General features: G+C 45.0%; 27 protein-coding genes. 21 read left to right on the plus strand and 6 right to left on the minus strand.

What is annotated here, in order from left to right:
• Positions 1-44: 44 nt before the first annotated feature.
• The 8 genes from HY200_06410 to HY200_06445 all read left to right on the plus strand — a co-directional run bounded on the left by HY200_06410 (position 45) and on the right by HY200_06445 (position 9,369).
• Positions 45-1,244, plus strand: coding sequence for a beta-propeller fold lactonase family protein (locus HY200_06410; protein ID MBI3594576.1), 1,200 nt, complete (start codon positions 45-47; stop codon positions 1,242-1,244).
• A gap of 43 nt (positions 1,245-1,287) precedes the next feature.
• Positions 1,288-1,734, plus strand: a complete 447-nt coding sequence (locus HY200_06415) for a c-type cytochrome (protein ID MBI3594577.1) — start codon at positions 1,288-1,290, stop codon at positions 1,732-1,734.
• Between the two features lie 232 nt (positions 1,735-1,966).
• The gene (locus tag HY200_06420; GenBank protein ID MBI3594578.1) at positions 1,967-3,118 is read left to right on the plus strand and encodes a methionine adenosyltransferase; all 1,152 of its coding nucleotides are present in this window, start codon (positions 1,967-1,969) and stop codon (positions 3,116-3,118) included.
• Between the two features lie 90 nt (positions 3,119-3,208).
• The gene (locus HY200_06425; GenBank protein MBI3594579.1) at positions 3,209-4,465 is read left to right on the plus strand and encodes an adenosylhomocysteinase; all 1,257 of its coding nucleotides are present in this window, start codon (positions 3,209-3,211) and stop codon (positions 4,463-4,465) included.
• A 174-nt stretch (positions 4,466-4,639) separates the two neighbouring features.
• Positions 4,640-5,479, plus strand: a complete 840-nt coding sequence (locus HY200_06430) for an acetyl-CoA carboxylase carboxyltransferase subunit beta (GenBank protein MBI3594580.1) — start codon at positions 4,640-4,642, stop codon at positions 5,477-5,479.
• A gap of 35 nt (positions 5,480-5,514) precedes the next feature.
• Positions 5,515-6,825, plus strand: coding sequence for a bifunctional folylpolyglutamate synthase/dihydrofolate synthase (locus tag HY200_06435; GenBank protein MBI3594581.1), 1,311 nt, complete (start codon positions 5,515-5,517; stop codon positions 6,823-6,825).
• A gap of 91 nt (positions 6,826-6,916) precedes the next feature.
• On the plus strand, positions 6,917-8,923 hold the full coding sequence (locus HY200_06440; GenBank protein MBI3594582.1) for an LPS-assembly protein LptD: 2,007 nt from the start codon (positions 6,917-6,919) through the stop codon (positions 8,921-8,923).
• Positions 8,924-8,964: 41 nt separating this feature from the next.
• Complete coding sequence (locus HY200_06445) at positions 8,965-9,369, plus strand: acyl-CoA thioesterase (protein ID MBI3594583.1); 405 nt, start codon at positions 8,965-8,967, stop codon at positions 9,367-9,369.
• Positions 9,370-9,510: 141 nt separating this feature from the next.
• Here the strand turns inward: HY200_06445 and HY200_06450 are convergent, their stop codons facing one another.
• A complete protein-coding gene (locus tag HY200_06450; protein MBI3594584.1) occupies positions 9,511-10,380 on the minus strand; it encodes an NAD(+)/NADH kinase in 870 nt (289 codons plus the stop codon).
• A gap of 339 nt (positions 10,381-10,719) precedes the next feature.
• Here HY200_06450 and HY200_06455 point away from each other — a divergent pair, with 339 nt between their 5' ends.
• From HY200_06455 to HY200_06480, 6 genes are all read left to right on the plus strand, one after another.
• On the plus strand, positions 10,720-11,184 hold the full coding sequence (locus HY200_06455; protein MBI3594585.1) for a carboxypeptidase regulatory-like domain-containing protein: 465 nt from the start codon (positions 10,720-10,722) through the stop codon (positions 11,182-11,184).
• 28 nt (positions 11,185-11,212) lie between these two features.
• Complete coding sequence (locus HY200_06460; GenBank protein ID MBI3594586.1) at positions 11,213-13,048, plus strand: FAD-dependent oxidoreductase; 1,836 nt, start codon at positions 11,213-11,215, stop codon at positions 13,046-13,048.
• Positions 13,038-13,592: a ubiquinol-cytochrome c reductase iron-sulfur subunit gene (locus tag HY200_06465; protein MBI3594587.1), complete on the plus strand. Its 555-nt coding sequence runs from the start codon at positions 13,038-13,040 to the stop codon at positions 13,590-13,592. The genes HY200_06460 and HY200_06465 overlap by 11 nt, the downstream gene beginning before the upstream one ends.
• A 52-nt stretch (positions 13,593-13,644) precedes the next feature.
• Positions 13,645-14,415 carry a cytochrome b N-terminal domain-containing protein gene (locus HY200_06470; protein MBI3594588.1) on the plus strand — a complete coding sequence of 257 codons (771 nt, stop codon included), beginning with the start codon at positions 13,645-13,647 and terminating at the stop codon, positions 14,413-14,415.
• Between the two features lie 37 nt (positions 14,416-14,452).
• Positions 14,453-15,280 carry a cytochrome B6 gene (locus HY200_06475; GenBank protein MBI3594589.1) on the plus strand — a complete coding sequence of 276 codons (828 nt, stop codon included), beginning with the start codon at positions 14,453-14,455 and terminating at the stop codon, positions 15,278-15,280.
• Positions 15,281-15,425: 145 nt separating this feature from the next.
• A complete protein-coding gene (locus HY200_06480) occupies positions 15,426-16,385 on the plus strand; it encodes a c-type cytochrome (protein MBI3594590.1) in 960 nt (319 codons plus the stop codon).
• A 35-nt stretch (positions 16,386-16,420) separates the two neighbouring features.
• Here HY200_06480 and HY200_06485 read toward each other — a convergent pair whose 3' ends face one another.
• From HY200_06485 to rsmD, 4 genes are all read right to left on the minus strand, one after another.
• The gene (locus tag HY200_06485; GenBank protein MBI3594591.1) at positions 16,421-16,765 is read right to left on the minus strand and encodes a zinc ribbon domain-containing protein; all 345 of its coding nucleotides are present in this window, start codon (positions 16,763-16,765) and stop codon (positions 16,421-16,423) included.
• Between the two features lie 79 nt (positions 16,766-16,844).
• Positions 16,845-18,038: a pyridoxal phosphate-dependent aminotransferase gene (locus tag HY200_06490; protein MBI3594592.1), complete on the minus strand. Its 1,194-nt coding sequence runs from the start codon at positions 18,036-18,038 to the stop codon at positions 16,845-16,847.
• The gene (gene coaD, locus HY200_06495; GenBank protein ID MBI3594593.1) at positions 18,035-18,523 is read right to left on the minus strand and encodes a pantetheine-phosphate adenylyltransferase; all 489 of its coding nucleotides are present in this window, start codon (positions 18,521-18,523) and stop codon (positions 18,035-18,037) included. The genes HY200_06490 and coaD overlap by 4 nt, the downstream gene beginning before the upstream one ends.
• Complete coding sequence (gene rsmD, locus HY200_06500; protein MBI3594594.1) at positions 18,520-19,077, minus strand: 16S rRNA (guanine(966)-N(2))-methyltransferase RsmD; 558 nt, start codon at positions 19,075-19,077, stop codon at positions 18,520-18,522. The genes coaD and rsmD overlap by 4 nt, the downstream gene beginning before the upstream one ends.
• Before the next feature lie 122 nt (positions 19,078-19,199).
• Here rsmD and HY200_06505 point away from each other — a divergent pair, with 122 nt between their 5' ends.
• Positions 19,200-19,841 (plus strand): hypothetical protein, encoded by a 642-nt coding sequence (locus tag HY200_06505; protein ID MBI3594595.1) that lies wholly within the window; start codon positions 19,200-19,202, stop codon positions 19,839-19,841.
• 39 nt (positions 19,842-19,880) lie between these two features.
• Here HY200_06505 and HY200_06510 read toward each other — a convergent pair whose 3' ends face one another.
• Complete coding sequence (locus HY200_06510; GenBank protein ID MBI3594596.1) at positions 19,881-20,069, minus strand: hypothetical protein; 189 nt, start codon at positions 20,067-20,069, stop codon at positions 19,881-19,883.
• Between the two features lie 180 nt (positions 20,070-20,249).
• On the opposite strand from HY200_06510, the gene radC reads away from it, so the two are divergent.
• The 6 genes from radC to HY200_06540 form a co-directional block, all read left to right on the plus strand.
• Positions 20,250-20,957 (plus strand): DNA repair protein RadC, encoded by a 708-nt coding sequence (radC, locus tag HY200_06515; protein MBI3594597.1) that lies wholly within the window; start codon positions 20,250-20,252, stop codon positions 20,955-20,957.
• A gap of 72 nt (positions 20,958-21,029) precedes the next feature.
• Positions 21,030-23,390 (plus strand): outer membrane protein assembly factor BamA, encoded by a 2,361-nt coding sequence (bamA, locus tag HY200_06520; GenBank protein MBI3594598.1) that lies wholly within the window; start codon positions 21,030-21,032, stop codon positions 23,388-23,390.
• Positions 23,391-23,424: 34 nt separating this feature from the next.
• The gene (locus tag HY200_06525; protein ID MBI3594599.1) at positions 23,425-23,955 is read left to right on the plus strand and encodes an OmpH family outer membrane protein; all 531 of its coding nucleotides are present in this window, start codon (positions 23,425-23,427) and stop codon (positions 23,953-23,955) included.
• Positions 23,956-23,964: 9 nt separating this feature from the next.
• The gene (gene lpxD, locus HY200_06530) at positions 23,965-24,999 is read left to right on the plus strand and encodes a UDP-3-O-(3-hydroxymyristoyl)glucosamine N-acyltransferase (protein MBI3594600.1); all 1,035 of its coding nucleotides are present in this window, start codon (positions 23,965-23,967) and stop codon (positions 24,997-24,999) included.
• Between the two features lie 7 nt (positions 25,000-25,006).
• Positions 25,007-25,453 (plus strand): 3-hydroxyacyl-ACP dehydratase FabZ, encoded by a 447-nt coding sequence (fabZ, locus tag HY200_06535; GenBank protein MBI3594601.1) that lies wholly within the window; start codon positions 25,007-25,009, stop codon positions 25,451-25,453.
• 4 nt (positions 25,454-25,457) lie between these two features.
• Positions 25,458-25,730, plus strand: a 273-nt coding sequence (locus tag HY200_06540) for an acyl-[acyl-carrier-protein]--UDP-N-acetylglucosamine O-acyltransferase (protein MBI3594602.1), incomplete at its 3' end; no start/stop codon positions are given.

Genomic DNA, 25,730 nt, shown 5'->3' on the forward strand with positions numbered 1-25,730 from the left:
GCTCCTCGGGAGCAGAGGATCGTAAATTTTGGAGAACATAGGTTATGAAACCCAATCGTAGTATTCATGTCATTCTTCTTCTATTTCTTGTTCTGGCAAGTTGCAGTGGTGGAGGAGGCGGTGCCGCGGCACCGGTTACACCTCCTGCAAAGAAAATAGTTCCCAAATATGTTTATGTTGCAAATCTAGCAAGTGGAACCATTTCTGAACTGACCATTGATGCAACCAGCGGAAAGCTGACTTATGTGACTTATATTTCTTCGGACCCGATCGGGTTGGCATCGGCCCAACCTACGTCTATAGCAGTGGTTCCATCAGATAAATATGCATACGTCAGTAACTCAGGCACCAATAACATTTCGCAATTTACAATCGGAACTGATGGATCTCTTACCGCAATGTTAACTCCAACGATCTCTGCTGGATCGGAACCGATATCAGTTGCGGTTGATCCGTCCGGAAAATATCTCTATGTAGCAAATCATGGCGTCGATACTACGACAGATATTGGAAATGTATCACAATACTCTATTCAATCTGATGGATCTCTTACTGCAATGTCAACTCCAACGATCTCTGCCGGGATAAATCCCCAATCACTTGCGGTCGACCTATCAGGTCAGTATCTTTATGTAGTCAATTCATCCGATAACACTGTTTCTCAGTTTATAATTTCCTCGTTGGATGGGAGTCTTACTCCGATGACCACACCTGTGGTTCCATCAGGGACAACTCCTTGGGCAATTTCGATTGATCCCACGAACAAATATGTTTATGTTGCAAATTATTGTGGAAGCTGTGGCAGCTATGACGTGTCACAGTATACTATTGGGTTGCAGGGAAGTCTCCCGACGAGCGTCACCACAACTGCGACGGCAGGCACAAATCCGTATTCCATTGCCGTGGATCCAACCGGTAAATATGTTTATGTGGCCAATATCGGAGGCAGCGCCGGCAGTCTAAGCGGTACGCTTTCGCAATATACGATTGCAAGTGATGGAAGTGCGGTCCCTATGAGTTCGCCTACAGCGGACACTCAAGGTTCCCCGACCTCGGTTACGGTCGACCCATCAGGCAAATATGTTTACGCAACTAATGCCGCCAATAACACTGTTTCTCAATTTTCAATTGGCACAAATGGAAACTTGAGTTCGATGAGTCCCTCTACTGTAGATCTAGATCCCTTGAGTGCTGGAACGAGTCAATCTCCCAGTTTCATTGTTACTGTTGGGGCGTTACAATAGATTAAAGTGACGAATCATCTTATAAGTTTCTAAAGGATTAACTATGACAATTCAAAGGTTCTATCTTGTGTTCGTAATTATATTAACAATAATTTTTCCATGTTCCATTGCTACGTCTACCGAACGCGATCCGCTCCTTGCGCGCGTGCCGAAGGATCTCCTCCCGAAAGTGAAAGAGGCCAAGAGTCCCATCGCGGAAACTCCGGAAAATATCGCCAAGGGAAAAGAGATCTACAATGGCAAAGGGACTTGCTATGTCTGTCATGGAAAAGAAGGAAAAGGGGACGGTACCGCCGCTGCAGGTCTGGAACCTTCTCCCAGGAATTTTACCAATCCGGCATTCCATGCCGCAAGGACGGACGGCGAGCTCTATTGGATCATTAAAAATGGGAGTCCCGGAACCGCAATGATCCCGATGATCGGAAGCACGATTGACGAAGAAGAAGCGTGGTATGTACTGCTTTATGAACGTAGTTTCAATAAAAAATAATCCCGTTATTGGCTTGACACGGTATTTGTATTTCGATATCATCCAAGGATGATGATCATGGTACTTCTAGCTTAATTTTACGAAATTTCAAAGAAAGAAAGTTTTCTGAGATTAAGCAATTCGGTGGAATGATTTAGATCAATTGCAACCACCAAAAAAAAGTGCTAAATAGTCCAGAGTTGAAAACCCTGTGCTTTTTGCATAGGGTTTTTTTTTGAAAAAGGAGCAATTTATGAGCAAACTGAACCATCTTTTTACCTCTGAATCTGTCACCGAAGGCCATCCCGATAAAATTGCCGACCAGATTTCTGACGCTGTTCTTGACGCGATCATTGCCCAGGATCCGACCTGCCGGGTGGCTTGTGAAACACTTTTGACGACAGGGCTTGCCTTTGTTGCGGGAGAGATCACCACTTCCTGTTACGTTGAAATTCCGGATGTTGTTCGGGAGACCATCAAGAATATCGGCTACACCCGGGCCAAATATGGATTTGACTACGAAACGTGCAGTGTGATGACTTCGATCCATAATCAGTCACCCGATATTGCCATGGGAGTGGATACCGGTGGTGCCGGGGATCAGGGACTGATGTTTGGATATGCGACAAATGAAACTCCGGAGCTGATGCCAATGCCCATTTTGCTCGCCCATAAACTGACCCGGAAGCTGACCGAACTGAGAAAAAACAATACACTCGATTTTTTGCGACCTGACGGAAAATCCCAGGTCACGATTGAATATCTCGACGGGAAACCGCGCTATGTCAATACCGTGGTGATTTCGACCCAGCACTCTCCCGAAGTCAAGACCGAAGTCCTTCGCGAAGCGATTTTGGAACAGGTGATTAAACCGACCATTCCAGCGGAATTGATAGACAAGAAGAAAATCATCTATCATATCAATCCGACCGGCAGGTTTGTGACCGGAGGTCCGATGGGAGATACCGGATTGACCGGAAGAAAGATTATTGTCGATACCTACGGCGGAGCAGGCCGTCACGGAGGCGGAGCTTTTTCAGGAAAAGACCCTTCGAAAGTCGACCGGTCAGCCTGCTATATGGCAAGATATGTCGCCAAAAACCTGATTGCAGCAGGCATTGCCGAAAAATGTGAAGTTCAACTGGCCTATGCCATAGGCGTAGCCGAACCGGTTTCGATTCTGGTCGATACGTTTGGCACTTCGGAATTTCCCCAGGATAAAATTACGAGATTGGTCCGCGAATTCTTCCCCCTGACGCCGAAAGGGATGATCGATCATTTAAGATTGCGAAGACCCATTTACAAAAAGACGGCTGCTTACGGTCATTTTGGAAGGACTGAACCGGAATTTACCTGGGAGAGAACCGATCTTGCTGATACGATAAAAAAGGCCGCGGGACTATAACAGGGACTAGCTTGCTTTCAATTTTTTTTTGGGGACTGGTCTTTCCCAATACAGCAATTCAACAGATTTAATAATTAGAGGGATTTCTCAATGGATTATGATATCAAAGATATTAAGTTGGCTGAAAAAGGGAAATTGCGGATCGAATGGGCTGAACAGAATATGCCCGTGCTCCGGTTAATTAAAAAGAGATTTAAAAAAGAGAAACCCTTGAGTGGTTTGAAAGTCTCAGCATGCCTTCATGTGACGACAGAAACTGCCAATCTAATGGAAACGCTTAAGATAGGCGGTGCGGAGGTCTTGATCTGCGCTTCCAATCCCTTGAGTACCCAGGATGATGTCGCCGCTGCGCTGGTGGGTCATTTCGGAATCCCCACCTTTGCGATCAAAGGGGAGGATAACAAAACTTATTACGGCCATATTCAGGCGGCGCTTAATCATCGTCCCGCGATCACGATGGATGACGGTGCAGACCTGGTTTCAACCCTTCATTCGGAAAGGCCGGAGCTTCTGAAACATGTCGTAGGAGGAACCGAAGAAACGACGACGGGTGTGATCCGGTTGAGAAGTATGGCGGACAAAAAGGTACTGAAATTTCCTGTCATTTCAGTCAATGACGCTGAAACAAAACATATGTTTGACAATCGGTACGGCACGGGACAGAGCACCCTCGATGGATTTCTCCGGGCGACCAACCGGCTCGTAGCGGGATCTGTTTTTGTCGTTGCCGGATATGGCTGGTGTGGCAGAGGACTGGCTATGCGGGCCCATGGTCTGGGTGCCAGCGTCATCGTGACCGAGATTGATCCTCTGAAGGCGCTCGAAGCAGTGATGGATGGTTATCGCGTCATGCCGATGTCCGAGGCGGCCTCCCTTGGAGATTTCTTTTGTACCGTAACGGGAGATATTAATGTACTTCGGAAAGAACATTTTATGACCATGAAGGACGGCGCGATTATTGCCAATTCAGGCCATTTCAACGTTGAAATCGACATTCCGGTATTGGAAAAATTGTCTAAGAAAAAGAGGCAAATTCGCGACTTTGTCGATGAATATACTCTTCAGAGCGGACGCCGGATCAATCTGCTGGGAGAAGGAAGACTTATTAATCTCGCCTCAGCCGAAGGGCACCCTTCCTCGGTGATGGATATGAGTTTCGCGAACCAGGCCCTGTCGGCAGAATATATGGTTAAAAACGCTTCCAAGCTGGAAAAGAAAGTCTATTCTGTTCCAAAAGACATCGATAAGGAGATTGCGCGTCTTAAACTGGAAGGACTTGGAATCAGGATCGACAAGCTGACCAGGGAGCAGGAGAAGTATCTCGCCTCATGGGAAATGGGCACCTAATATTACGCTGAATCGTCGATAAGAGGTCATTTGCGGCGTTCTCGTCACTCGGCATTACTCACGTACGAATTAAGTACGCTCCGTATGCATCGTTCCTGCGGCCTGGCAACTGTCCTCTTCTCAACGATCAGATATAAGATGGTTACCAAATGATCTTCGGGAGAGTAAAAAGGTATGGCGTGGTTTAAAAGAACCAACCGGCTTGAGCCTTCAGAAAGCAAAAGAGTTAAGATCCCGGAAGGCCTCTGGGTCAAATGTAACAATTGCCGCGAATTAATCTATCGAAAAGAGCTCGGCAAGAATTTTCACGTCTGTCCGAAATGCGATTATCACTTTCCGATTTCTGTGGAAGAACGCATTGCGTTGATTTTGGATGAAAATAGCTTTAAAGAGCTCGATTTTTCTCTGGAATCGACTGATCCCCTCAATTTTAAAGATGTGTCCAGGTACCGCGACCGCCTCAAACTTTACCAGGAAAAAACCGGACAAAAAGACAGTTACGTATATGGAGACGGTTTAATTGTCGGTCAACCCGTTATTTTTGGCTGTTTTAATTTCAGTTTTATGGGCGGAAGCATGGGTTGTGTCGTGGGTGAAAAGATTGTTCGATCGGCAGAGCGATCCGTCGCGACAAGGCTTCCCTTGATAATCGTCAGCTCTTCCGGAGGAGCAAGAATGCAGGAAGGAATCTATTCCCTGATGCAGATGGTCAAAACCTCCGCGGCGGTTGCAAAGCTTCATGAGTCTGGCGTCCCCTTTATCTCGATATTGACCGATCCCACCTTTGGAGGCGTTACAGCCAGTTTTTCCATGTTGGGTGATATTCATATTGCAGAACCTAAAGCACTCATCGGATTTACGGGTCCTCGTGTCATTGAACAGACTCTCAAACAACAGCTTCCGGAAGGATTTCAACGATCGGAATTCCTGATGGAACATGGGATGCTCGACATGATTGTAGAGAGGAAGAATCTTAAAGAGACGCTTGGCCAGCTCATCGCCTATTTCCAATAAATACAACCTTCTATCAGTGATTTGCGCAGAGTATCATGGTTTACCAAGAAGCGCTCCAATTCCTGTACAACCTGCAACTAAAAGGGATGAAATTCGGCCTTTCATCCATGATCGACTTTTTAGTTCTTCTCGGGAATCCCCACAAATATATCAAGACAGTCCATGTGGGCGGGACAAACGGCAAAGGGTCGACTTCGGCCATGGTGGCCTGGGTTCTCTACCAGGCGGGATATCGGGTCGGACTTTATACTTCTCCTCATCTCATCGATTTTTCCGAAAGAATTTCGGTTAACTCATTCCCAATTCCTCAGGCAGACGTGGTCCGTCTGACCCGAAAAATTCAAGATCTGCTCAAAAATGAACAAGCGAATCTTCCGACCTTTTTTGAATTTGTAACCGGATTGGCTTTCCTTTATTTTTTAGAACAAAAGGTCGAAATCGCGGTTATTGAAGTGGGTCTCGGAGGACGGCTGGACTCAACCAATGTCATTACACCCGAATTATCGATATTGACCAATGTCGATTTCGACCATCAGGAATATTTGGGAAACACGCTTCTTGAAATTGGATATGAAAAAGCAGGAATTATTAAAAAGGGAGTCCCGGTCGTTACGGGAATTTCCGAGGAACCGGTTCTTGGACTCGTTCAGAAAACCGCGAAAGCAATGGAAGCGCCCATCTATCGTCTTGGAGTCGATTTTAATTACCATACACAACATAGAGAAGACTGTTTTGCCAATTCCCTGGATTATCACGGTATCCATCAAAGCAATTTGAATTTCGTGATCCCCTTATTGGGAGAACATCAGAGAAGAAATGCTTCCCTTGCACTTGCGGCCCTTGAACTCTTGAATCTCAAAGGATTCCCCCACCCGGAATCGGCTAAAAGAAAAGGCCTGTTGCAAGTTCGATGGCCGGGGAGAATTGAAATAGTTCAATCTGTGCCACTCATCTTGCTGGATGGGGCGCACAATCCAGCGGGTGCTTCGAATCTTGCCCGTTTTCTCACATCTCTCCCTCAAACGGGGAGACGATACCTGGTTTTGGGAATCATGAAAGACAAGGATATTTGGGGAATTGGAGAGAGACTCATTCCCTGGGCCGATGAAATCATTCTCACTCAGGCGTCTTATTCACGAGCCGCCACGCCCGGCGAACTTCTGCGTACACTTCCCCCCACTTTCAAACGGTTTCATCTGATCAATTCTCTTTTCGATGTATTTCGTTATCTGAAAAGCCATGCTGAAAAAGGGGATCAAATCTGTCTGACCGGATCGCTTTATACCATCGGTGAAGCCAAAGCAATATTAGAAGGGATTCATATAGACGTCCCGCTGCATGGTTAAACACAGCCCTTCCTTCTGTTCAATTATTTGCTTCGTCATTTTTCTTCTTTCGTTTTGTCCGAAAGGTTTCTCGGAAACCAGACTAAAATCAATGACGAATGAACCGATAAACCTTGAGGCGGACCAGCTCGAGTTTATAAAAGAGACCGGTATTTATAAGGCTGAAGGCCATCTCAAAATTATTCAAGGCAAACGGGTCATTACGGGCCGTTCGGTTGAATACAATCAGGAAACGGGCGACATGGCTATTACCGGAGATGTTCTGATGGTTGAGGAAAACAACCAGATTAGAGCCGAAAAGATGATTTTAAACATCAAGCAGGAAACAGGCGTCGTCTATCGGGGACATTTGATCTTCGGGATTGAGCATTACCATGTGGATGGAAACGAAATTAGAAAAACCGGTCCGAAGGAATTTCGGGTCAGTGATGCAACCGTGACGACATGCGAGTGCAATCAATATGCCGACAAACCTCCTTCAAGTCCCTGGAGAATTCGATCGACCCTTCTCCTGATTAACGAAGAAAAATATGTTAAAGGCCGGAATGTTTTCTTCGAAATCAAGAATATTCCGGTGCTCTATTCTCCCTATTTGTATATTCCCATTACCAAAGAACGGCAGAGCGGATTTTTAATCCCCCAGGTCTCCTATAACAGCTCGGACGGAATCGGAATTCTTCAACCCTATTACTGGGCATTCGCTCAAAATCAGGATTTGACACTCTCTCTTGATTATCGATCGCTGAGGGGAACTGGAAGCAATGTTGAATATCGATATGTGAACAGCGCCTCTTCGGGCGGCACGCTCTTCACCCGCTATTTCAAGGATGTCCTTTCTGGAAGTGACCGGTCGGAGATTCGGTATCAGCATATTCAGACATTTTCAGAACATGTGAATACCCGAATAAACCTGAATTATGTCAGCGACCAGTCCTATTTCAAAGATCTTTCCATTGCAACATCGGATATCAGCCAGCGGAGCGTGGAGTCCAATATCTACCTCTCCGGCAAATGGGATAATCAAACGGCTTATCTATTGACGCGGTTTACGCGGGACTTGAGTACCCAATCGGATTTGACCATTCAAAAACTTCCCGAAATCGGATATGCGTTTCACACATCACCCGTTTTCTCGACCCCCCTTTATTTTGATTTAAGTTCAACCGCAACCTATTTCTATCAGGAAGCGGGTTTAAGAGTGGGGAGAGGGGACATCTACTTCCGGTTAACGGATGAAATTCCGCTTCCGCACCTTGGCATTCTCACTCCCCGAGCCGGATTGCGAAAGACTGTCTATTCCCGGGGAATCAGGGACGAGAGTATGATTGAGAGAACTGTGAGCGATTATGGCATCGGATACGACAGCAGTCTGAGCAGAGTCTATCCCGGTGAAGACCCTTTGACCCATGTGATCGAATCGTCTCTGAGCTATGAATATGTCCCCCCGGTGGACCAAACGAATATCCCTTTTATGGACAACATTGACCTGATCCCTGACAAGAACCTGTTCACTTATTCACTCACCAATCGATTGATCAGAAAGGAGGAGGTTTTTTATTTTAAGTTAACCGATAGCTATCTGGTCAATCCCACGGAGGGGAGGTTTTCCGATTTAAGGAGTGAAATGAAGGCGCTCTTCTACGGAATGAAATTAAAAACCGACAGTTTCTATAATTTTTACAGCGGATCGGTCGATATGTTTAACGGAGACTTATGGTTTGATTCGCCGGGCGTTTGGGATCTGGCGCTGGGTGAACGGTTTTCCAAGTCCGGAGTCATACCTCAGAAAGGAGATATCTTCAATCCGCTCTCACTCGGCCTGCTCCAGAGCCAGCCTCTTCCGATCCGGTATTGGACCTCCAGCCTTAGAATTCACCTGACTTCCCAGTTGACGGTAGCGACAAAATTGTATTTTGATTCTCAGAACGGGATCTTGTCGGAGGGAGATTACGGAATTCGGTATTTGGCGAACTGTTGGGGAATGACACTGGGATTCGTTCAGTTTCCGGATCGAAACCAGATCTCTTTCGCGGTGGACCTGACCGGATTGGGCGGAAGCGGAAACAGTTCTTTTTTCAGGGGACTTTTTGGAAATTAATCGCAATTGATTTGTGTATTCATCAGGAGGAACGACGAACGATGGAAGTGAGTGTGTTTTATGAAGATACAGACTGTGGCGGTGTGGTGTATTATGCAAACTATTTGAAATATTTCGAGCGGGGTAGAACCGACCTTTTGGAAAAAGCGGATTTTTTTCTTGAGAAAATAATGAGCGAAGGTTACGTATTTACCGTTGTTCATGCGGAAATATTTTATCGCTCACCGGCCAGGTACAGGGATTTTCTTGAAGTGAATACGAGCTTGACGGAAGCGACCCGGACGGTTCTGGATTTTAGTTACCAGGTTTTCGAAAAGAAGAGCGGGCGCCTCATCGTGGAAGGGTCGACAAAACTTGTTGCGGTCGGAGAAAACGGAAAGATAAAAAGGCTTCCTCAGGAGATGATCGCACGACTCGCCAACCTGGTCACACCGTTTCAAAAATAATGAAGCAATAAGATATCTGAACGTATAGAAGAGGTCAGATGCAAGGCCGCAGGAGTGAGGTAACCGGAGTGTACATGAGTCGTACATGAGGATTACCGAACGACGAGTACACAGCAGCTGGCATCTTATTTGCGTTCAGACTTACCGGTTCTTTCCTTCGCCCCAATGCAGCTTATCCCTCAATACCTCGAAATAACTGAGTCCGGGTGACCGGATCAGCTGTGTTTTACCCTGGCTGGTCTCGATGTGAAGCTGATCTTCAAGTCTCAAAGAGAATCCGACCTGTCCATCAAACGTGACCATCGCCCCTTCTTCTTTCGACTTCAGAATGATTTCGAGTTTCATCTGCGACGGGATCACAATCGGTCTCTGGGTTAGTGTGTGAGGACAGATGGGTGTCAGGATGATTGCGTCGACCGAAGGGAAAAGGATCGGTCCCCCGGCAGAAAGTGAATAAGCCGTCGAACCGGTGGGAGTAGAAACGATCATGCCATCTCCCCTTAGGGAGGAGAGAAACTGCCCGTTGGAGTAGACCTCCAGTTTAATCATCTTGGCAAGTGTTCCCTTATTGATAATGACATCGTTGAGAACGTGGGATTGTGCGATTTCTTTTCCCTGGCGGTGAACTTCCGTTTTCAACATAATTCTTTCATCGACCGTAAATTCATTTTGAAATAATTTTTCCAGCGTGGGATAAAGCTCCTCAATATTGATCTCCGTCAAAAATCCGAGTCCTCCGAGATTCACCCCCAAAATTGGAACTTGGCGGCCTTCAATGAGCCGCGCAACGGAAAGAAGAGTGCCATCACCTCCCAGTACAATCATTAAATCCATTTCTTGTGGAACCAGAGGGGATTTAAATCCATTTGATACACCCGTGAGATGGGCCGCGCTCTCGCGATCGAGATAGACTATTTTATCCTTTTCCAATAGCCATTTCAGGAGCTCTTCAACGATCTTTTTTATTCCAGGAACGGCTGGTTTGGCGATAATTCCAATCTTCTTAATCATGTTTTTATTCATAGTCGGTTCTAAAATAACGAACGGGAGTACTGTTTCAAATCTGAACCGTCGCTTGACTTCCTGCCAGGGAGTTTCTGCAACTGATTTTGGATTTTATCATATTAAAAAGGGCGAAAAAACAAAAACTTAGGAAAAATTGTCCGAAACACCTGATTAAAAAAAGAATTTGACATTAAAATTTCCCTATGTTATATCAAACGAACCTTGTTTCATTTTTGAAATTTGGGTCCCATATTGAAACTTGGCTGTCAAAATAGGGGCGTTTTTAGAAGGCTTTGTCGTGATCATAGGTTGTTTTTGATTCATTTTTTCAAGATACATTTTGGGTTGTTTTTTCTGATCCTGACTTTGGTTCTCGCGGATGCTAAAACAGGTCTGGCGACTCATGAGACGGATCACCGGTTCACGGTTTATGGAGTAATCAAAAACTCTTCTGGACTCCCGCAATCCAATATTAAAGTCATGGTTTCTGATACCCTGACAGGGGAGGGGAATACTGTCTTTACAGATGAGAAAGGATATTATGAAGTCCTTCTTCATCTTCACAACAGTAACCTGGGAGATGAGATTCGAATCTCTGCGGGAACAATCATCCAGTCGATTAAAGTCAATTTTAACCCGGAGGACAAAAAGACTGAAAGGAAGAGCGAAGTCAATCTTGAGTTTCCTGAAGTCTTAAATACGAAAAAAGACAAAAAATGGAGTCTTGTGGCCGCAGTTCTGTTTGGCGGCGGAATCTTTTTTTTATTGATCAGAATAGTTCAGCAGCGACGAATGGAGAAGCTTAAATAACCGTATTACCCTGGGAGCTTGAAGCGTAATGAATTCTTCAGAGAATGAGAAATACAAGATCGATGTCCCTGGAGTTGAGTTCTTTGCCAAAGAAGTAGAGTGCCGCGATGCCTGTCCGGTTGGAACGGATGCCGGCGCATATGTGCAGGCCATCGGCCTGGGTGAATTCGAAAAAGCCTATGCGATCGCAAGGGGACCCAACCCTTTTGCTTCAATCTGCGGTTGGGTTTGCAATGCGCCCTGCGAAACAGCCTGTAATAAAGGGAATGTCGACAGACCTATTTCGATTCGGGCGTTAAAACGTTTTGTCACCGAAAAATATGGCGTTGAAACCGTCAAAGACCCTGCAAAGACCCTTAAATATTCTACTGCACCTGGAAGGCCATACGGCATCAATACTGGTGAAAAAGTTGCGATCATTGGATCGGGCGCCGGAGGATTGACTGCCGCTCACGATTTGGCCCGTTTAGGTTACCGGGTCACCATTTTTGAAAGCAACAATTATCTAGGAGGAATGTTTTATCTGGTTCCTGAATATCGGCTTCCCAGGCCGCTGATCCGTGCGGAAATCGATGCGATTATCAGTATGGGCATGGAAGTCCGTCTCAACACCCGGGTCGGTAAAGATATTACTTTTGAAGAAATTCAACAAGAATATAAAGCGGTTGTTATTGCGGTCGGCTGCTGGCTCCCCAGACCGCTGCAGATTGAGGGACACCAGCTTCCGGGTTTTATGGAAGGTTTGACTTTCCTGAAAAGAGTTTATCTGGAACATGAAAAGATAGATCTGGGAGAAAAGGTGGTCATTATCGGCGGAGGCAATGTTGCGATGGACTGTTGCCGGACAGCAGTCCGATTGGGACCCAAAGAGGTTCATGTCGTCTGCCTTGAGAACTGGGAACAGATGCCTGCCGATCCGATGGAAATCGAAGATGCGGTGGACGAAGGGATCATTTTTCATCCTGCCAATGGTCCAAAAAGGGCAGTCGGTAATAATGGAAAGGTGACCGGTCTGGAATGTATTAAAGTCAAGTCTCTCTTCGACGATCAGAGGAGGTTTAGTCCCAAATTTGAGGAAAACAGCGAATGGATTCTTGAAGCAGATACCATTATTGCTTCAATTGGTCAGGCTTCTGACGTTTCATTTCTTCCGCAGGGACCTGGTTTTAAAATTGGACGGGGAGGAACAATTCTCGTCAATCCAGATATGTCGACAAACGTTCCCGGTGTCTTTGCTGTCGGGGACGTGGTAACCGGACCGAGAATTTTTATTGAAGCGATTGCGGGGGGTCAAAAAGCCGCGATGGCAGCCCACTCCTATTTGAGCGGGAAAAAGGTGGAAATTCTGAAAAAAGGGGTTTCGACTCTGATCGGTGACGGAGTGAGGGATCACGTCATGCCCGATAATTGGTCAAAAATTCCCCGAGAAAACCCGGCCCTCTTAGTCCCTTCCAAAAGAGCATCGAATTTTGAGCTTGCTGAGCTTTCCTACCAGGAAAAAACAGCGGTGGATCAGGGAATCCGCTGCTTGAAATGTCACGTCAATCCGATCTTTAACGGAGACCTTTGTATTCTTTGCGGCGGTTGCGTGGATATCTGCCCCGAATATGCCTTAAAGATGGTTCCCTTAACTCAAATGGAACAGACCCAGCCTATCAAGAAGGCCATCGAGAATTTTTATGAGGTTTCGCTGGATACCGAAAAAACGAATTCGGAGGTCAAACTGGAAAAATTGGGAACTGCCATGATCTGGGACGGCAATGTTTGTATCCGTTGCGGTTATTGTGCCAAGCGTTGTCCCACACGGGCAATTACCATGGAACATCTTGAATATACCACGGAGGTCACTTTTCATGAGCACTGAAGATAAAAAGAAAGGAAAAAATTCCGAGGAAATGAGCCGGAGGAGGTTTTTTAACCTCATCGGATGGGGAGGACTTTTGGCGTCGATGGGGGGTTCTGCGGTAGGAACTTATAAATTCATGTTTCCCACTGTTCTTTATGAGCCTCCAACGGTATTCAAAATCGGGAAGGTGACCGACTTTGGGATGGGGGTTGACGAACGATTGAAAAAAGAGAGACAAATCTGGGTCGTTCGAAATGAACGGGGCCTTTATGTCCTGGTTTCAATCTGCCGGCATCTCGGTTGTACCCCAAACTGGTTTCCTGACCAACAGAGATTCAGATGTCCCTGTCATGGAAGTATTTATGATATTTATGGAAATGTGCGTGGAGGCCCAGCCCCCCGAACTCTCTGGAGAGCCTCCGTTTCCACCGACCCTGTCGACAATCAGGTCATTGTGAATTTCTTGAGCCGGCAAGACCCCGATCCCGAATCCACCGCAAATGGATTGATCGTTGAAGAAGCGCCGAGGGAAGTCGCTCCCTATTTTATCAAAAGCGCATAGCATGTCAGAGGGTACATCATTAATTTAAGTTTGCTTTTCATGGAGATAAAGCATGGCAGATTTTTTTGAAAATCTTAAAAACAAGATTGTAGAGACCCAGGTATGGAAATCCATTTTTCGCCATGGTTATCCCGATACGGATACCAATCGCGCCCTGGTTATGTTCACAAACGTCCTTTTGCATCTCCATCCGGTAAAAGTTCGAAAAAGCGCACTTCGGATCCGGTATACCTGGTGTTTGGGTGGACTGACTTTTTTTATGTTTATTCTTTTGACGATCACCGGCGTGTTTTTAATGTTTTATTATGTGCCGGATACCCGCAGTGCATATCAAAATATTAAAGATTTGCAATACGCAATCTACTTCGGAAATCTCATGCGTAATCTTCATCGATGGGGTGCTCATGCGATGGTCTTTCTCGTGTGGCTTCATATGACACGCGTCTTTTTAACCGGGGCATACAAACCCCCGAGAGAGTTTAACTGGGTGGTTGGCGTCCTGTTGCTCGTGCTGACGCTTTTACTCAGCTGGACCGGATATTTGCTCCCATGGGATCAGTTAGCGCTTTGGGCCGTAACCGTCGGATCCAAAATGGCAGAGGCTTCTCCCGTCATTGGGTATTCGGGACCATTTGGTAAAGAGATGGGAATGCGGGTCGACAATGACATTCGATTCATGCTGCTGGGCGGAACAGTCGTCGGTCAGAGCACCCTTCTTCGATTTTATGTGTTGCATTGCGTCGGGTTGCCTTTGCTGGCGACCCTTTTTCTCGTGGTTCATTTCTGGAGAATCAGAAAGGACGGTTTTTCGGGTCCCCTTTAAATCATAAACTGACTTTAATAAAATTTGAGGCAATCAGATGGCCATAGAAACCAAACATGAAATTTTCCCCAAGAACCCAAAAAAAAGCTACGGGCTGGTCGAACTCGTTCGAGGGACTTCCCCCATTACCGACAAGGAACCTGAGACTACGGTATTTACCTGGCCAAATCTCCTTTTTATCGAACTGATTGCCATTCTGCTTTCTTCGGTTATTCTTATCGGACTTTCGATGTACTCGGGAGCCCCTCTTGAAGAGATGGCGAGTCCCGATACCACTCCTAATCCGATGAAAGCTCCCTGGTATTTTCTCGGGCTTCAGGAGTTACTGGTCTTTTTTGACCCCTGGCTTGCCGGGGTGGTGTTACCGACCTTTATTATCGTCGGTTTGATTCTTGTTCCCTACATTGACATTAATCCCAAGGGGGTCGGGGAATATAATTATACCAACCGGAAATTTGCAGTCTGGAATTTTGCTTTCGGACTCGGTCTCTGGTATATCATGATCATAGTCGGCGTTTACATGCGCGGACTCGACTGGCAATGGTACTGGCCCTGGGACGACTGGGAAGCACATAAACCGCCATCCGGCGTTTCCCTGATCGATTATTCAGTGATTCTGACCCAGTGGGGTTTAAGTAAAGCGGCCGCGCAAGGGATAGCGTACGGAACCTTGATTGGATATTTTGTAATCGGCATGACCATCCCTTTCATTTTCTTCCGGAAATTTTATAATGCACTTGGGTTTGTCCGTTACAACCTCACCATGTTTCTGTTTTTGACGCAGATGGGGGTGCCCATTAAAATCGTACTCCGTCTTGTTTTTAATATCAAATACCTTCTGGTCACGCCATTTTTTAAAATTTAATTTCCACTTCTGAAAAGGAGACGTTATGCAACGATTCTGGGTTGGAATGTTTTTATTGGTCGGAACGATATTGATCACTCTTCTTTTTATCGGTCTTCAAATCTGGCAGGAAAGAACCTTCAAGAAAAAGGGAGATCAATAGATCATGTATAGGAATACCATCCTCTTTGCCATTCTGAGCTTGCTGATGTTCGGAATGCTTGCGTTTGCCGCCTATAAGGAAGAAAACCCGGAGTGGAAAACATATCAGCTTGCGTACAATGTGATGTTGGCTGAAAAGGCAGGCGATCCCAAGTTGGCGATGCAACCCCTCACGCTCAAACAGACCTGGAACAATGTCTTAAACCGGATAGATCGATGCATGACCTGCCATATGGGGGTTTCAAACACGAAGTATTTTACGGATGCCAAACAGCCGTTTAAAGCCCATCCGTTTATGAACGATGGGGAGTTCATGAGAAAACACCCTTTTGAGAAGTTCGGGTGTACCATTTGTCATCAGGGAGATCCTCAGGCAAACTCGGTCGAGCAAACCCATGGATTTGTCGAACATGTCGATCGTCAGCCCCTTACGGGCATTTTTGTATACTCTTCCTGTTCGAAATGCCATACGGATATCTATAAACCGGATGTCAATTTTAAAGAGGCCCCGGTTCTGATGCAGGGAAAGGCTCTGGTGATGCAAAAAGGATGCGGAGGATGCCATACGATCAAGGCAATGGGGTTTTCCGGGATCCTGGCGCCTGAACTATCCGCTTTTGGTACGCGGACTGAACTCGCATTTCATCTCGTTCATGATTTTCACCATGTTGTAAATCCCGTTAAATCGATGAAGAACTGGGAATGGGAACATTTTAAAGATCCGCAAAAAATCACGCCTGGAAATCCTCTTGCGACTCCACCCCAGCCTCCCACCATCATGCCCAATTTTCATCTGACCGATGAAGATGCGACTGCTTTAACTGTTTTTGTCATGAGTTTCAAGGACAAGAAAGTCGAAAATATTCCGATGGATTACCTAGCGCCACCTTATCCAGTGACACCTCCTCCCCCTGCGGAAGCGGTCAAGGAGCCTTCCAAAAAATCTCCTCTTAAAAAATCATAGGCATAAATAGCCGGGGGGAACCGATTCGCCCCCGGCTATTCTGATTTGGATGGCTTGACCGGAGAATCGCTCTTCTTTTCCGAAGGTGTCGGAGCAGCAGGAGCAGGAGATGTTCCTTCTTTAGAGGATCCAGCTGGTTCAGGAGATTTCTTTTCGGCGCTATCCGGCTTCGGTTTACTCTCTTCCACAGGATTTTTAAGTTTCTTCGAGTAATCTGTTACATACCATCCCGACCCTTTAAAGAGAATCCCGGGCGTAGAGATGATTTTTCTAACCAAGCCTTGACATTTTGGACATTCAAGAATCGGGGCATCACTGAATTTCTGAATCAGTTCAAACCGATGACTGCATTTTTCACATTCGTATTCATAGATGGGCAATGCTTTTTCTTTTCTCCTTTATGAACCTGTAAAGTTGTTTCATGGTTAAGTTGGGTGAGGAAATTCTGACCGACAAATTTTATTTCAGTTTTTGCAAGGCTCCTTCAATCTGATCGAGGCCCATTTTGATCCGGTCGATTCCCGTCGCATAAGAGAGTCGGATATACCGGTCGTCTCCAAACGGTTCTCCGGCCACAACCGCAACGTGCGCTGTTTCCAGAAGATAGGTTGAGAGATCAATCGAATCCTTAATAATTCCAGCTGGGCCCATTTTTCCAAAATAAGATGAAATGTTAGGAAACGCGTAAAAAGCCCCCTTCGGAAGGAAACAAGAAACCCCTTTTATTTTATTGAGCCGTTCAACAATAAACTTTCGCCTTCGATCAAATTCTACGACCATTTTCTCAGTAAAGGGATCCCCGCTTTCCAGAGCTGTGATCGAGGCCTTTTGCGAAATGGAGGTTGGGTTGGAGGTGCTTTGTCCCTGGATCATTTCCATGGCCTTAATAATTTCTTTCGGCCCGACAGTGTAACCGATTCTCCATCCGGTCATCGAATACGCTTTGGAGACACCACTGACTGAAAGAGTTAAAGATTTTAATTCAGGGCAGAGCGAAACAATATTGAAATGTTTATATCCGTCATATACAATCTTTTCATAAATTTCGTCAAAAATGACCAGAATTTTGTGTTTTAGGACGATTTCGGCAACCTCCTCCAGGTTTTTCTTTGAATAAGCGGCGCCGGTCGGATTAGATGGGGTGTTCAGAATCACTGCTTTCGTTTTTGATGTGATGGCTTTTTCCAGTTCCGCCGCCTCAAGTATAAATCCATTTTCCTCGCGCGTGGGCACAATCACCGCAGTTCCTTCGTTAATCATAATCTGATCCGGATAGGAAACCCAGTAAGGAGCAGGAATAATCACTTCATCTTCCTTCTCAAAGAGGGCTTGGGCAATGTTATAGAGAGAATGCTTTGCTCCGCATGAGACGATCACTTCATTCTTTTCATAGGAGAGATTCTTTTCTTCGTATATTTTTTGCAAGATCGCGGACTTCAATGCCTCCATACCGCCAGGAGGAGTATACTTCGTAAAACCGCTTCTAATTGCTTCGATGCCGCTCTCTTTAATGAGGTCTGGGGTATCAAAATCAGGCTCTCCCACGCCGAAATCGATAATCGGAATTCCCTGTGAAGCCAGCGACTTTGCTTTAACCGTCATTGCGAGCGTTGCGGAAGGCTTAATTCTTGATAGGCGTGACGCAAGCTTCATGTTGATTTCTTTCTCATGTTTTTTTGAAAATGTTCTAACACAACGGGAGGGACCAGTTCGCTGACATTTCCTCCATATTGGGCGACTCCCTTGACAATCGTAGACGTGAGGTAGGAATATTCCTCGCTCGGCATCAAAAAGACCGTCTCAATCTGGGAATCAAGTTTACGATTCATAAGTGCCATCTGTAATTCATATTCAAAGTCGGAGACGGCTCGCAATCCGCGAATGATTGCGACGGCTTCCTTCTTTTTGACATAGTCAACCAATAGACCGTCAAAGACCTCGACTTCAACGCGGGTAAATCCCTTGAGCGATTCCTTGATCATTTCAAGGCGATCTTTTACCCCGAAAAGGGGATGTTTATGCGGGCTGGGAGCAATAGCGACAACGACTTTTTCGAAAAGGGCCAGACTTCTTTTTACGAGATCGACGTGTCCATTGGTAATCGGATCAAAAGTGCCGGGGTAAATTCCCAGTTTCATGAATTCCCTTTTTCTGACGCGTGGTAAATCGACAAAAAGGTATCGCCGTAAGCATAACTCTTTAAGAGAGAAAAACGGCCATAAATGGGATCCAATGTCAGTTTTTTGAAATGTTCTACGATGATCATTCCCCCTTTTTCTATCATATCACTCCCTCCCAGGGCAGGCAATATCTTTTCAAGGAGTTTTGAGGCATAGGGAGGATCGACAAAGACCAGGTCGAATTGTGATGGGCCTTTTACAAATTTCAAGGCATCGATTTCGATCAGTGTGGCGTCATTTTGGAATTGGATCCGTTCAATATTTTTCTGGAGAAGTTTAAAATGACGGAAGTCTTTCTCAATAAAGGTGCAGTGGGCGGCACCACGGCTCAATGCTTCAATTCCTACCAGACCGGAACCGGCAAATAGATCGAGGAACTGGACGCCATTTATTTTTTCTCCCAAAATATTGAAAAGCGCCTCCCTGACCTTTCCGGATGTGGGACGCAAGTCCGGATCGTCCAGTGTGAAGAGATGCCGTCCTCTTTTCTTACCGCCAGATATTCTGATCATCTTGAAACTCAATAAAAGGATTAAACCTTGATTGCTGACCTTTCAATATAGTCTCCTGATTATGTTTTGACAATGCTTTCCGAAGAAAATATAATCAGACAGATATGGAGGAATAGTTCAAAATGAATCGATGCACGCTGAATGAGTTTTATCGAAGGATAAGCGCACTATTTTGCCTTTTTGTTCTCGCACTCGGGGTTTCTTTCACATTTTTTGCCTGTGCCGACCGTTCGGTTTACCTGGTACCCAATGAGATTCCGGGAAATGAGGGGAATTCAGGCAAGGAGGTTAAAGTTCAGATCAGACCCATCTACACTTCGGAGTTTGAATCAAAAGACCGGGAAAAATATCTTTTTGATTTTACATCCCATTTTACCGCGATAGAAATTCAATTTCGTAACGATTCCTCAGATCCCGTTCAATGGACACCTGAACAGACTTTCTTGAAGAATAGCGAAAATAGAGAATTCCGGGTTTTTAGCGAAGAAGAGGCCTATCATTATTACAAGAGCGGTGATACGGATGCAAATTCGATTGTTTTGTTAGATAAACCTTATGATCAGCAGAAGGAAGATATTGAAAATATCAAGCGGGCTATGATGAAAGCTGTTCTCCTCCCCCCGGGTGGGGAGGTTTCGGGACTACTTCTATTTCAAAAGATTCTGCAAAAGAACTGCGAAAATCTTGAATTGACTGTAGGAGGGATTCTGGTCAACCAGGCCGCTCGAAGTGTTCGATTCAGATTGAGTTGTCCTGAAAATTGAACGACTCGAATTCACGCATGATTGAAATGGAAGGTCTTTTTAAGACTCTTCCTTCTCTTCACCGACTGAAACCAGATCATTGACAAAAATATTGCTTTTCTTTCGATTATTTAGAATCGTACGATCCATAATTGCACCGCAATTGACACATTTCCAGGCATAAAAAGTAAGAAAGAAATCAGAGAGTCTTTCCAGGAACATCAAACCTTCACATTTCGGACATTTCATGATTACTCCTTCACATTTAAAGATTTAATTTCTCGATCAATGACAATTTATGCATTTTATATACCATTTTTTGTCAATCTACATAATTCATTGATTTCATTAATTTTAAATAATATTTAGATCTAAATTTAAAATAGAATGTGCTCAATTAGGGTACATTTTGTCCAAATACTGAGCAGAATGATTCAAGAAACTGGCAATAAAAAGGGCATCCCGTCCTGGCCTGAATCGGAGCGGCCGAGGAAGAGACTCATTGACGAGGGGGTTGGAACGCTTTCTGACGCCCAGTTGTTGGCCATTGTTATCCGAATGGGGAAAAAGGGCAAGACAGCTGTTGAAATCGCTATTAGAGTCCTGAATCACTTTAAGGGACTCAAGACCCTTTCTCAGGCCTCCGTTGAAGAGCTCTGCGAAATGGAAGGCATTGGTCCATGCAAAGGGGCACAGATCCTGGCTGCAATCGAATTAGGTAAAAGGGCACTCTCGAACAAGAAAGAGCAAAAGGGACGCTTCTTGTCGAGTCAGGACCTTTTCGCCTATTTTTATCCAGAATTTTCGTCACTTAAAGTGGAGATATTTAAAATCGTCTTGCTCGATACCAAGAACAGGCTGATCCGAGATATTGAAATTTCGAGAGGAAGCCTGAATCAGACCGTGGTTCATCCGCGCGAAGTTTTTAACAAAGCGATCAGGGAATCCTCTGCCGCAATTATCTTGATTCACAATCATCCCAGTGGCGATCCGGAGCCGAGCCAGGAAGATACCCGTCTTACCCGAAATTTAGTACAGGCAGGCCAACTCCTTGGAATCCCTGTCCTGGACCATATCATCATCGGTCAGGAAAGTTATTACAGTTTTGCCGATCGACATTTCATCATTGAAAAATAATCAGGATACACGACGAAGCCTCTGCAGAGGTTCTCTATTAACCCAAATTTTATTTACATCCTGAAATAAAACATGTTACCATACGCCGTTTATGATACTTCTTGCTCTCTTCTGAAAGTGGAGTCGTTGGGAAAAATCGTTCTTTATTTCATCCTCGTCAATTTTGGAATCTTACTGATTTTACTTATTCCAGATAATAGGGCCTGGGGCGCCGGTTCGGACAAGTCCATGACTGCCGACCAGGCAATTTACATCAAAGTCATTGAAATTCGCGGAAATAAGAAAATTGAGGCCTCGACGATTCGAGGAAAGTTAATCGTGAAAGAGGGAGATCGTTTCTCAACCGATATGATTCGGTCGGAAATCAAGAACCTGTACAAGCTTGGATATTTTGAAGATGTCCGGATTGACACAGCGGGATTCGAAGGTGGCATCAAGCTGATTATCGGAGTCATCGAAAAGCCGATTTTGAAAGAAGTGACTTATATCGGGAATGAGAAAATCAAGAGTGACACGATCAAAGAGAAAGTGCCTGTCAAAAAAGAATCTTTTATCGACCTGGCGCAGATCAAATCTTATCAGGAAAAGCTGACTCAATATTACAAGGGGGAAGGATACTATAATATCGAGATTGTTCCGGTGATTGAAAAGCTGGACCCCCGGCAAATTAATCTCTCCTTTTATATCAAGGAAGGGAACAAAACCGAAATTAAGACTATTTCCTTTGAAGGGAATAAAGTGTTCAGTGACAAGAAATTGAAAAATACGATTGAGCTTAAAGAATATTTCTGGCTGACTTCCTGGCTGACTGATCGTGGCGTTTATAAATCGGAAGAGGGCCAGAACGATGCAGAACGGATCAAAGAACTTTATCTCAATAATGGTTACCTCATGGTTCAAGCGGGAGCGCCCGAGCTCACATTATCAACAGACAAAAAATGGTTTCACGTGAAATATACCATAACAGAAGGTCCGCAATTCACCATTCGGAAAGTCTCGACATCGGGAAATATCCTTTTTAACCAGGATGAGATACTGCAAAAAATAAAGACCAGGGAAAACGAGATTTTCAAAAGAGATATTCTTCGTCAGGATATTTCAAATTTGACCGATTTTTATGGCGAAAAGGGATATGCTTTTTTTAATGCGAACCCCCAGTTTGTGACGGACAATGAAAATAAAAAAGTGGATATTCATCTTGAGATTTCGGAAGGAAAACTGACGACAATTCGAAATATTGAGATTTCGGGGAATGATAAAACCCGGGACAAGGTCATTCGAAGAGAACTCCGTCTGGATGAACAGGATACTTTTAACACCAAGGCGCTCAAAAGAAGTTATGAACGGGTACGCAATCTTGGATTTTTTGAAAATTTGGAAATCTCTCCCGAACGTGTCTCCGAAAACCTCATGGACCTTCATATAAAAGTTAAGGAAAAATCGACGGGTCAAATCAGCGTGGGCGGAGGGTATAGCTCTGTGGATCATTTGATCGGCATGTTTGAAATCTCCCAAGGGAATTTTTTGGGAAGGGGAGAATTGTTAAAAGCGAGAGCCCAACTGGGAGGACGAAGTACCATCTATGATATAACCTTTCGCGAACCGTATATTAACGATCAGCCGATTTCGGGATCAATTAATCTTTTTCATCTGGAGCAAAATTACATTTCCTACTATGAAAGAAAAGTGGGGGGCTCTCTGGGAGTCGGAAAATCGTTTGGAGAATATTTAAATGGAAACTTAAGCTATACGTATCAATATATTGATTTTTTTAATGTTTTATATACCGCACCAGATCGAATCTTGTCGGTATCTGCCCTGGGCCAGACCGTTTCAAGCAGTTTGGGACTTGGATTGTCCTATGATACCCGGGATTTTTTTTTCGATCCCAAAACCGGAGGGAGAAATTCGATAGCCTTGACCTATGCCGGAAGGGAATTGGGCGGAAACGAGCAGTTTTATAAGGTCGTTGCAGATTCCAGCCGATATTTTAATCTTTTTTGGGATACCGTCCTCTCTCTTCATGGGCAAGCGGGGTATATTCGGGATATGAGCGGTTTCTCGGCCCTTTTTGAAGGCTTTATCGTGGGCGGGATGAATACGGTAAGGGGATTTGATTACGGAAAAGCAGGGCCGCTCGGACTGGACGGCTCGATTATCCCTGCAAGCAAGTCGTTGGTTTTTAACACCGAGTTTATTTTTCCACTGGTCCCGGAAGCCAAAATAAAAGGGGTCTTCTTTTTTGATGCAGGGCGGGGATTTGACGAAGGAGATACGGTCAGTCTGGATGGTCTTAGGTACGGAGCAGGTTTTGGGCTTCGTTGGGTCATCCCCCAGATTGGTCCCATTCGATTTGAATGGGGCTACGATCTTTATCCTTTGCCCACGGAATCGCGTTCGAGATTTGATTTTAGTATTGGATCTGTTTTTTAATGAGATATTAACCAATCATGGGAGATAGTCACTTATGAAGAAAACCGTCATTTTATTGATGATACTGGTAACAGGCCTTTTTCTAGGAATGGGAGAAGTTTTCGCTTCCGAGTTGAAAATAGGATACATTAACGCAATTAAGATATTTGAAACGACGAAAAGCGGAAAGAAGGCAAAAGGAGTGCTGGAAGATTATATTAAGGCGAGACAAAAGATTGTCGACCAGGAAGAAGATGAAATCAAGAAATTGGAAGAAGAATTAACCCGGCAAGGATCTGTACTCAGTGCAGAAGCCAAGAAAGAGAAAGAGACTGTCTTTCAAAGGAAACTGGCCGCATATCAAAAAAAAGCTGTGGATCTGAATCGGGAGATTCAGGAAAAAAAAGCGGAAGTGTTAAAGGAATTCAATAAGAGCCTTGAAGAAGTGGTAAAGAAGACGGCCGAAAAAGAGGGGTATCAAATTGTGCTCGATAAAAATCCGGATATTGGCACCGTGGTCTATGTGGCCGAATCCATGGATTTGAGCCAAAAGATCATTGAAGAGATGGATAGAATAAAACAATAGGATTCCTTATTGTATACCGTTGCCCAACTCGCTCATCTCGTTAATGGTAAAGTAATTGGAAATGCGGAATTTCCAATTACCGGGTTTGCGCCTGCCGAAAATGCAAAGGAAGGCGAAATAACCTTTCTCGCGTTTCCCAAATACCTGCCTCAGGTCCAGGCCTCCAGGGCAAGTTGTGTCATCGTTTCCGCCGTAGTCGAAAATCTGCAAGCGATTCAGATTGTTGTCACCAATCCATATTACGCCTTTACACTTGTTGTCAACCAATTTGAAGGAATGAGCCTTCCGTCTCCTGGTATTAGCCCAAAATCCGAGATATTAAAAGGAGTGACTATCGGAGAAAACCCGTCTATAGCACCCTTTGTGTTTATCGATGAAGGGGTCCGGCTTGGAAACCGGGTCATTCTTTTTCCCGGAGTGAGTATCGGAAAAAAAGTGGTGATCGGCGACGATGCATTAATTTATTCAAATGTTTCCATTCGTGACAAAACGAGAATCGGAAATCGGGTCACGATACATGATGGCGCTGTGATAGGCAGTGACGGGTTTGGTTATGTGACGCTGGAGGGCATTCATAAAAAAATTCCGCAGGTAGGTATTGCCGTCATTGAAGATGACGTCTCAATTGGAGCAGGCGTGACAATTGACCGGGCGGCGCTGGGAGAAACACGAATCAAGGAAGGGACAAAACTGGATGATCAGGTCCATGTAGGACACAATGTGACCATTGGAGCGCATGGACTTTTCGCAGCACAAACCGGAATATCGGGTAGTGTGAAAATTGGCGATTATGCAGTGACCGGGGGCCAAACCGGTTTTTCCGGACATTTGAAAGTAGGCAACCATGTCAAAATGGCGGGCAAGTCTGGCATTACCCATGATATTGAGGACAATCAGACCATTGCGGGCTTTCCGGCCGTTCCGCACCTGGAATGGAAACGCTCTGTGATCTTGCTTAATCAGCTCTCGAAAATTCAAAAGCAGGTCAAGGTCCTTGAAAAAAGAATTGTAGAACTAGAAGAAAAAATTAAAGAGCCGTCTTAGGAGCAATATGTTACTAAACAGTGCTGAAATTCAAAATATTTTACCTCACCGGTATCCTTTTCTTCTGGTGGATCAAATCATAGAAATGGAAGTTGACAAGAAGATTACCGGCATCAAGAATGTCACGTTCAATGAGCCGTTTTTTCAGGGACATTTCCCGGGACAACCGATCATGCCGGGTGTCCTTATCATAGAAGCCATGGCTCAGGTCGGGGGAATTCTTGCCTTTAAATCCGCTCCGGAAATGATGGGTGGAAATGTCTATTTCATGAGCATTGATAAAGCGAAATTTCGAAAAATGGTGGTTCCAGGGGACCAGTTGAGCATTCGCATTGAGGTGATTCAAACCCGGCCTCCCTATTGGAGGTTGATGGGAAAAAGTTATGTCAACAATGAGGTCGTCTGCGAAGCGGAATTGATGGCCATGATTACAAAGAAAAAGGAGAATGAATAGTCCCATGTCCAAACATCCGACAGCCATTATTCATCCGAACGCAAAACTCGACGAGAATGTCGAAATCGGTCCCTACACGATTATCGGGGAGTCCGTCCATGTGAAAAAAGGAACATCAATTGGATCGCACTGTGTGATTGACGGCATGACGGAGATCGGAGAAAATTGCAAATTTTTCCCCTTCAGTTCGATCGGAGCCGCTCCGCAGGACCTCAAGTATCGAAATGAAGAAACCGCGGTCTTGATAGGAAATAATAATACATTCAGGGAATTTGTA

This window comes from Nitrospirota bacterium, from assembly GCA_016194305.1.
In the GTDB taxonomy this organism is placed as follows: Bacteria; Nitrospirota; Nitrospiria; order JACQBW01; family JACQBW01; genus JACQBW01.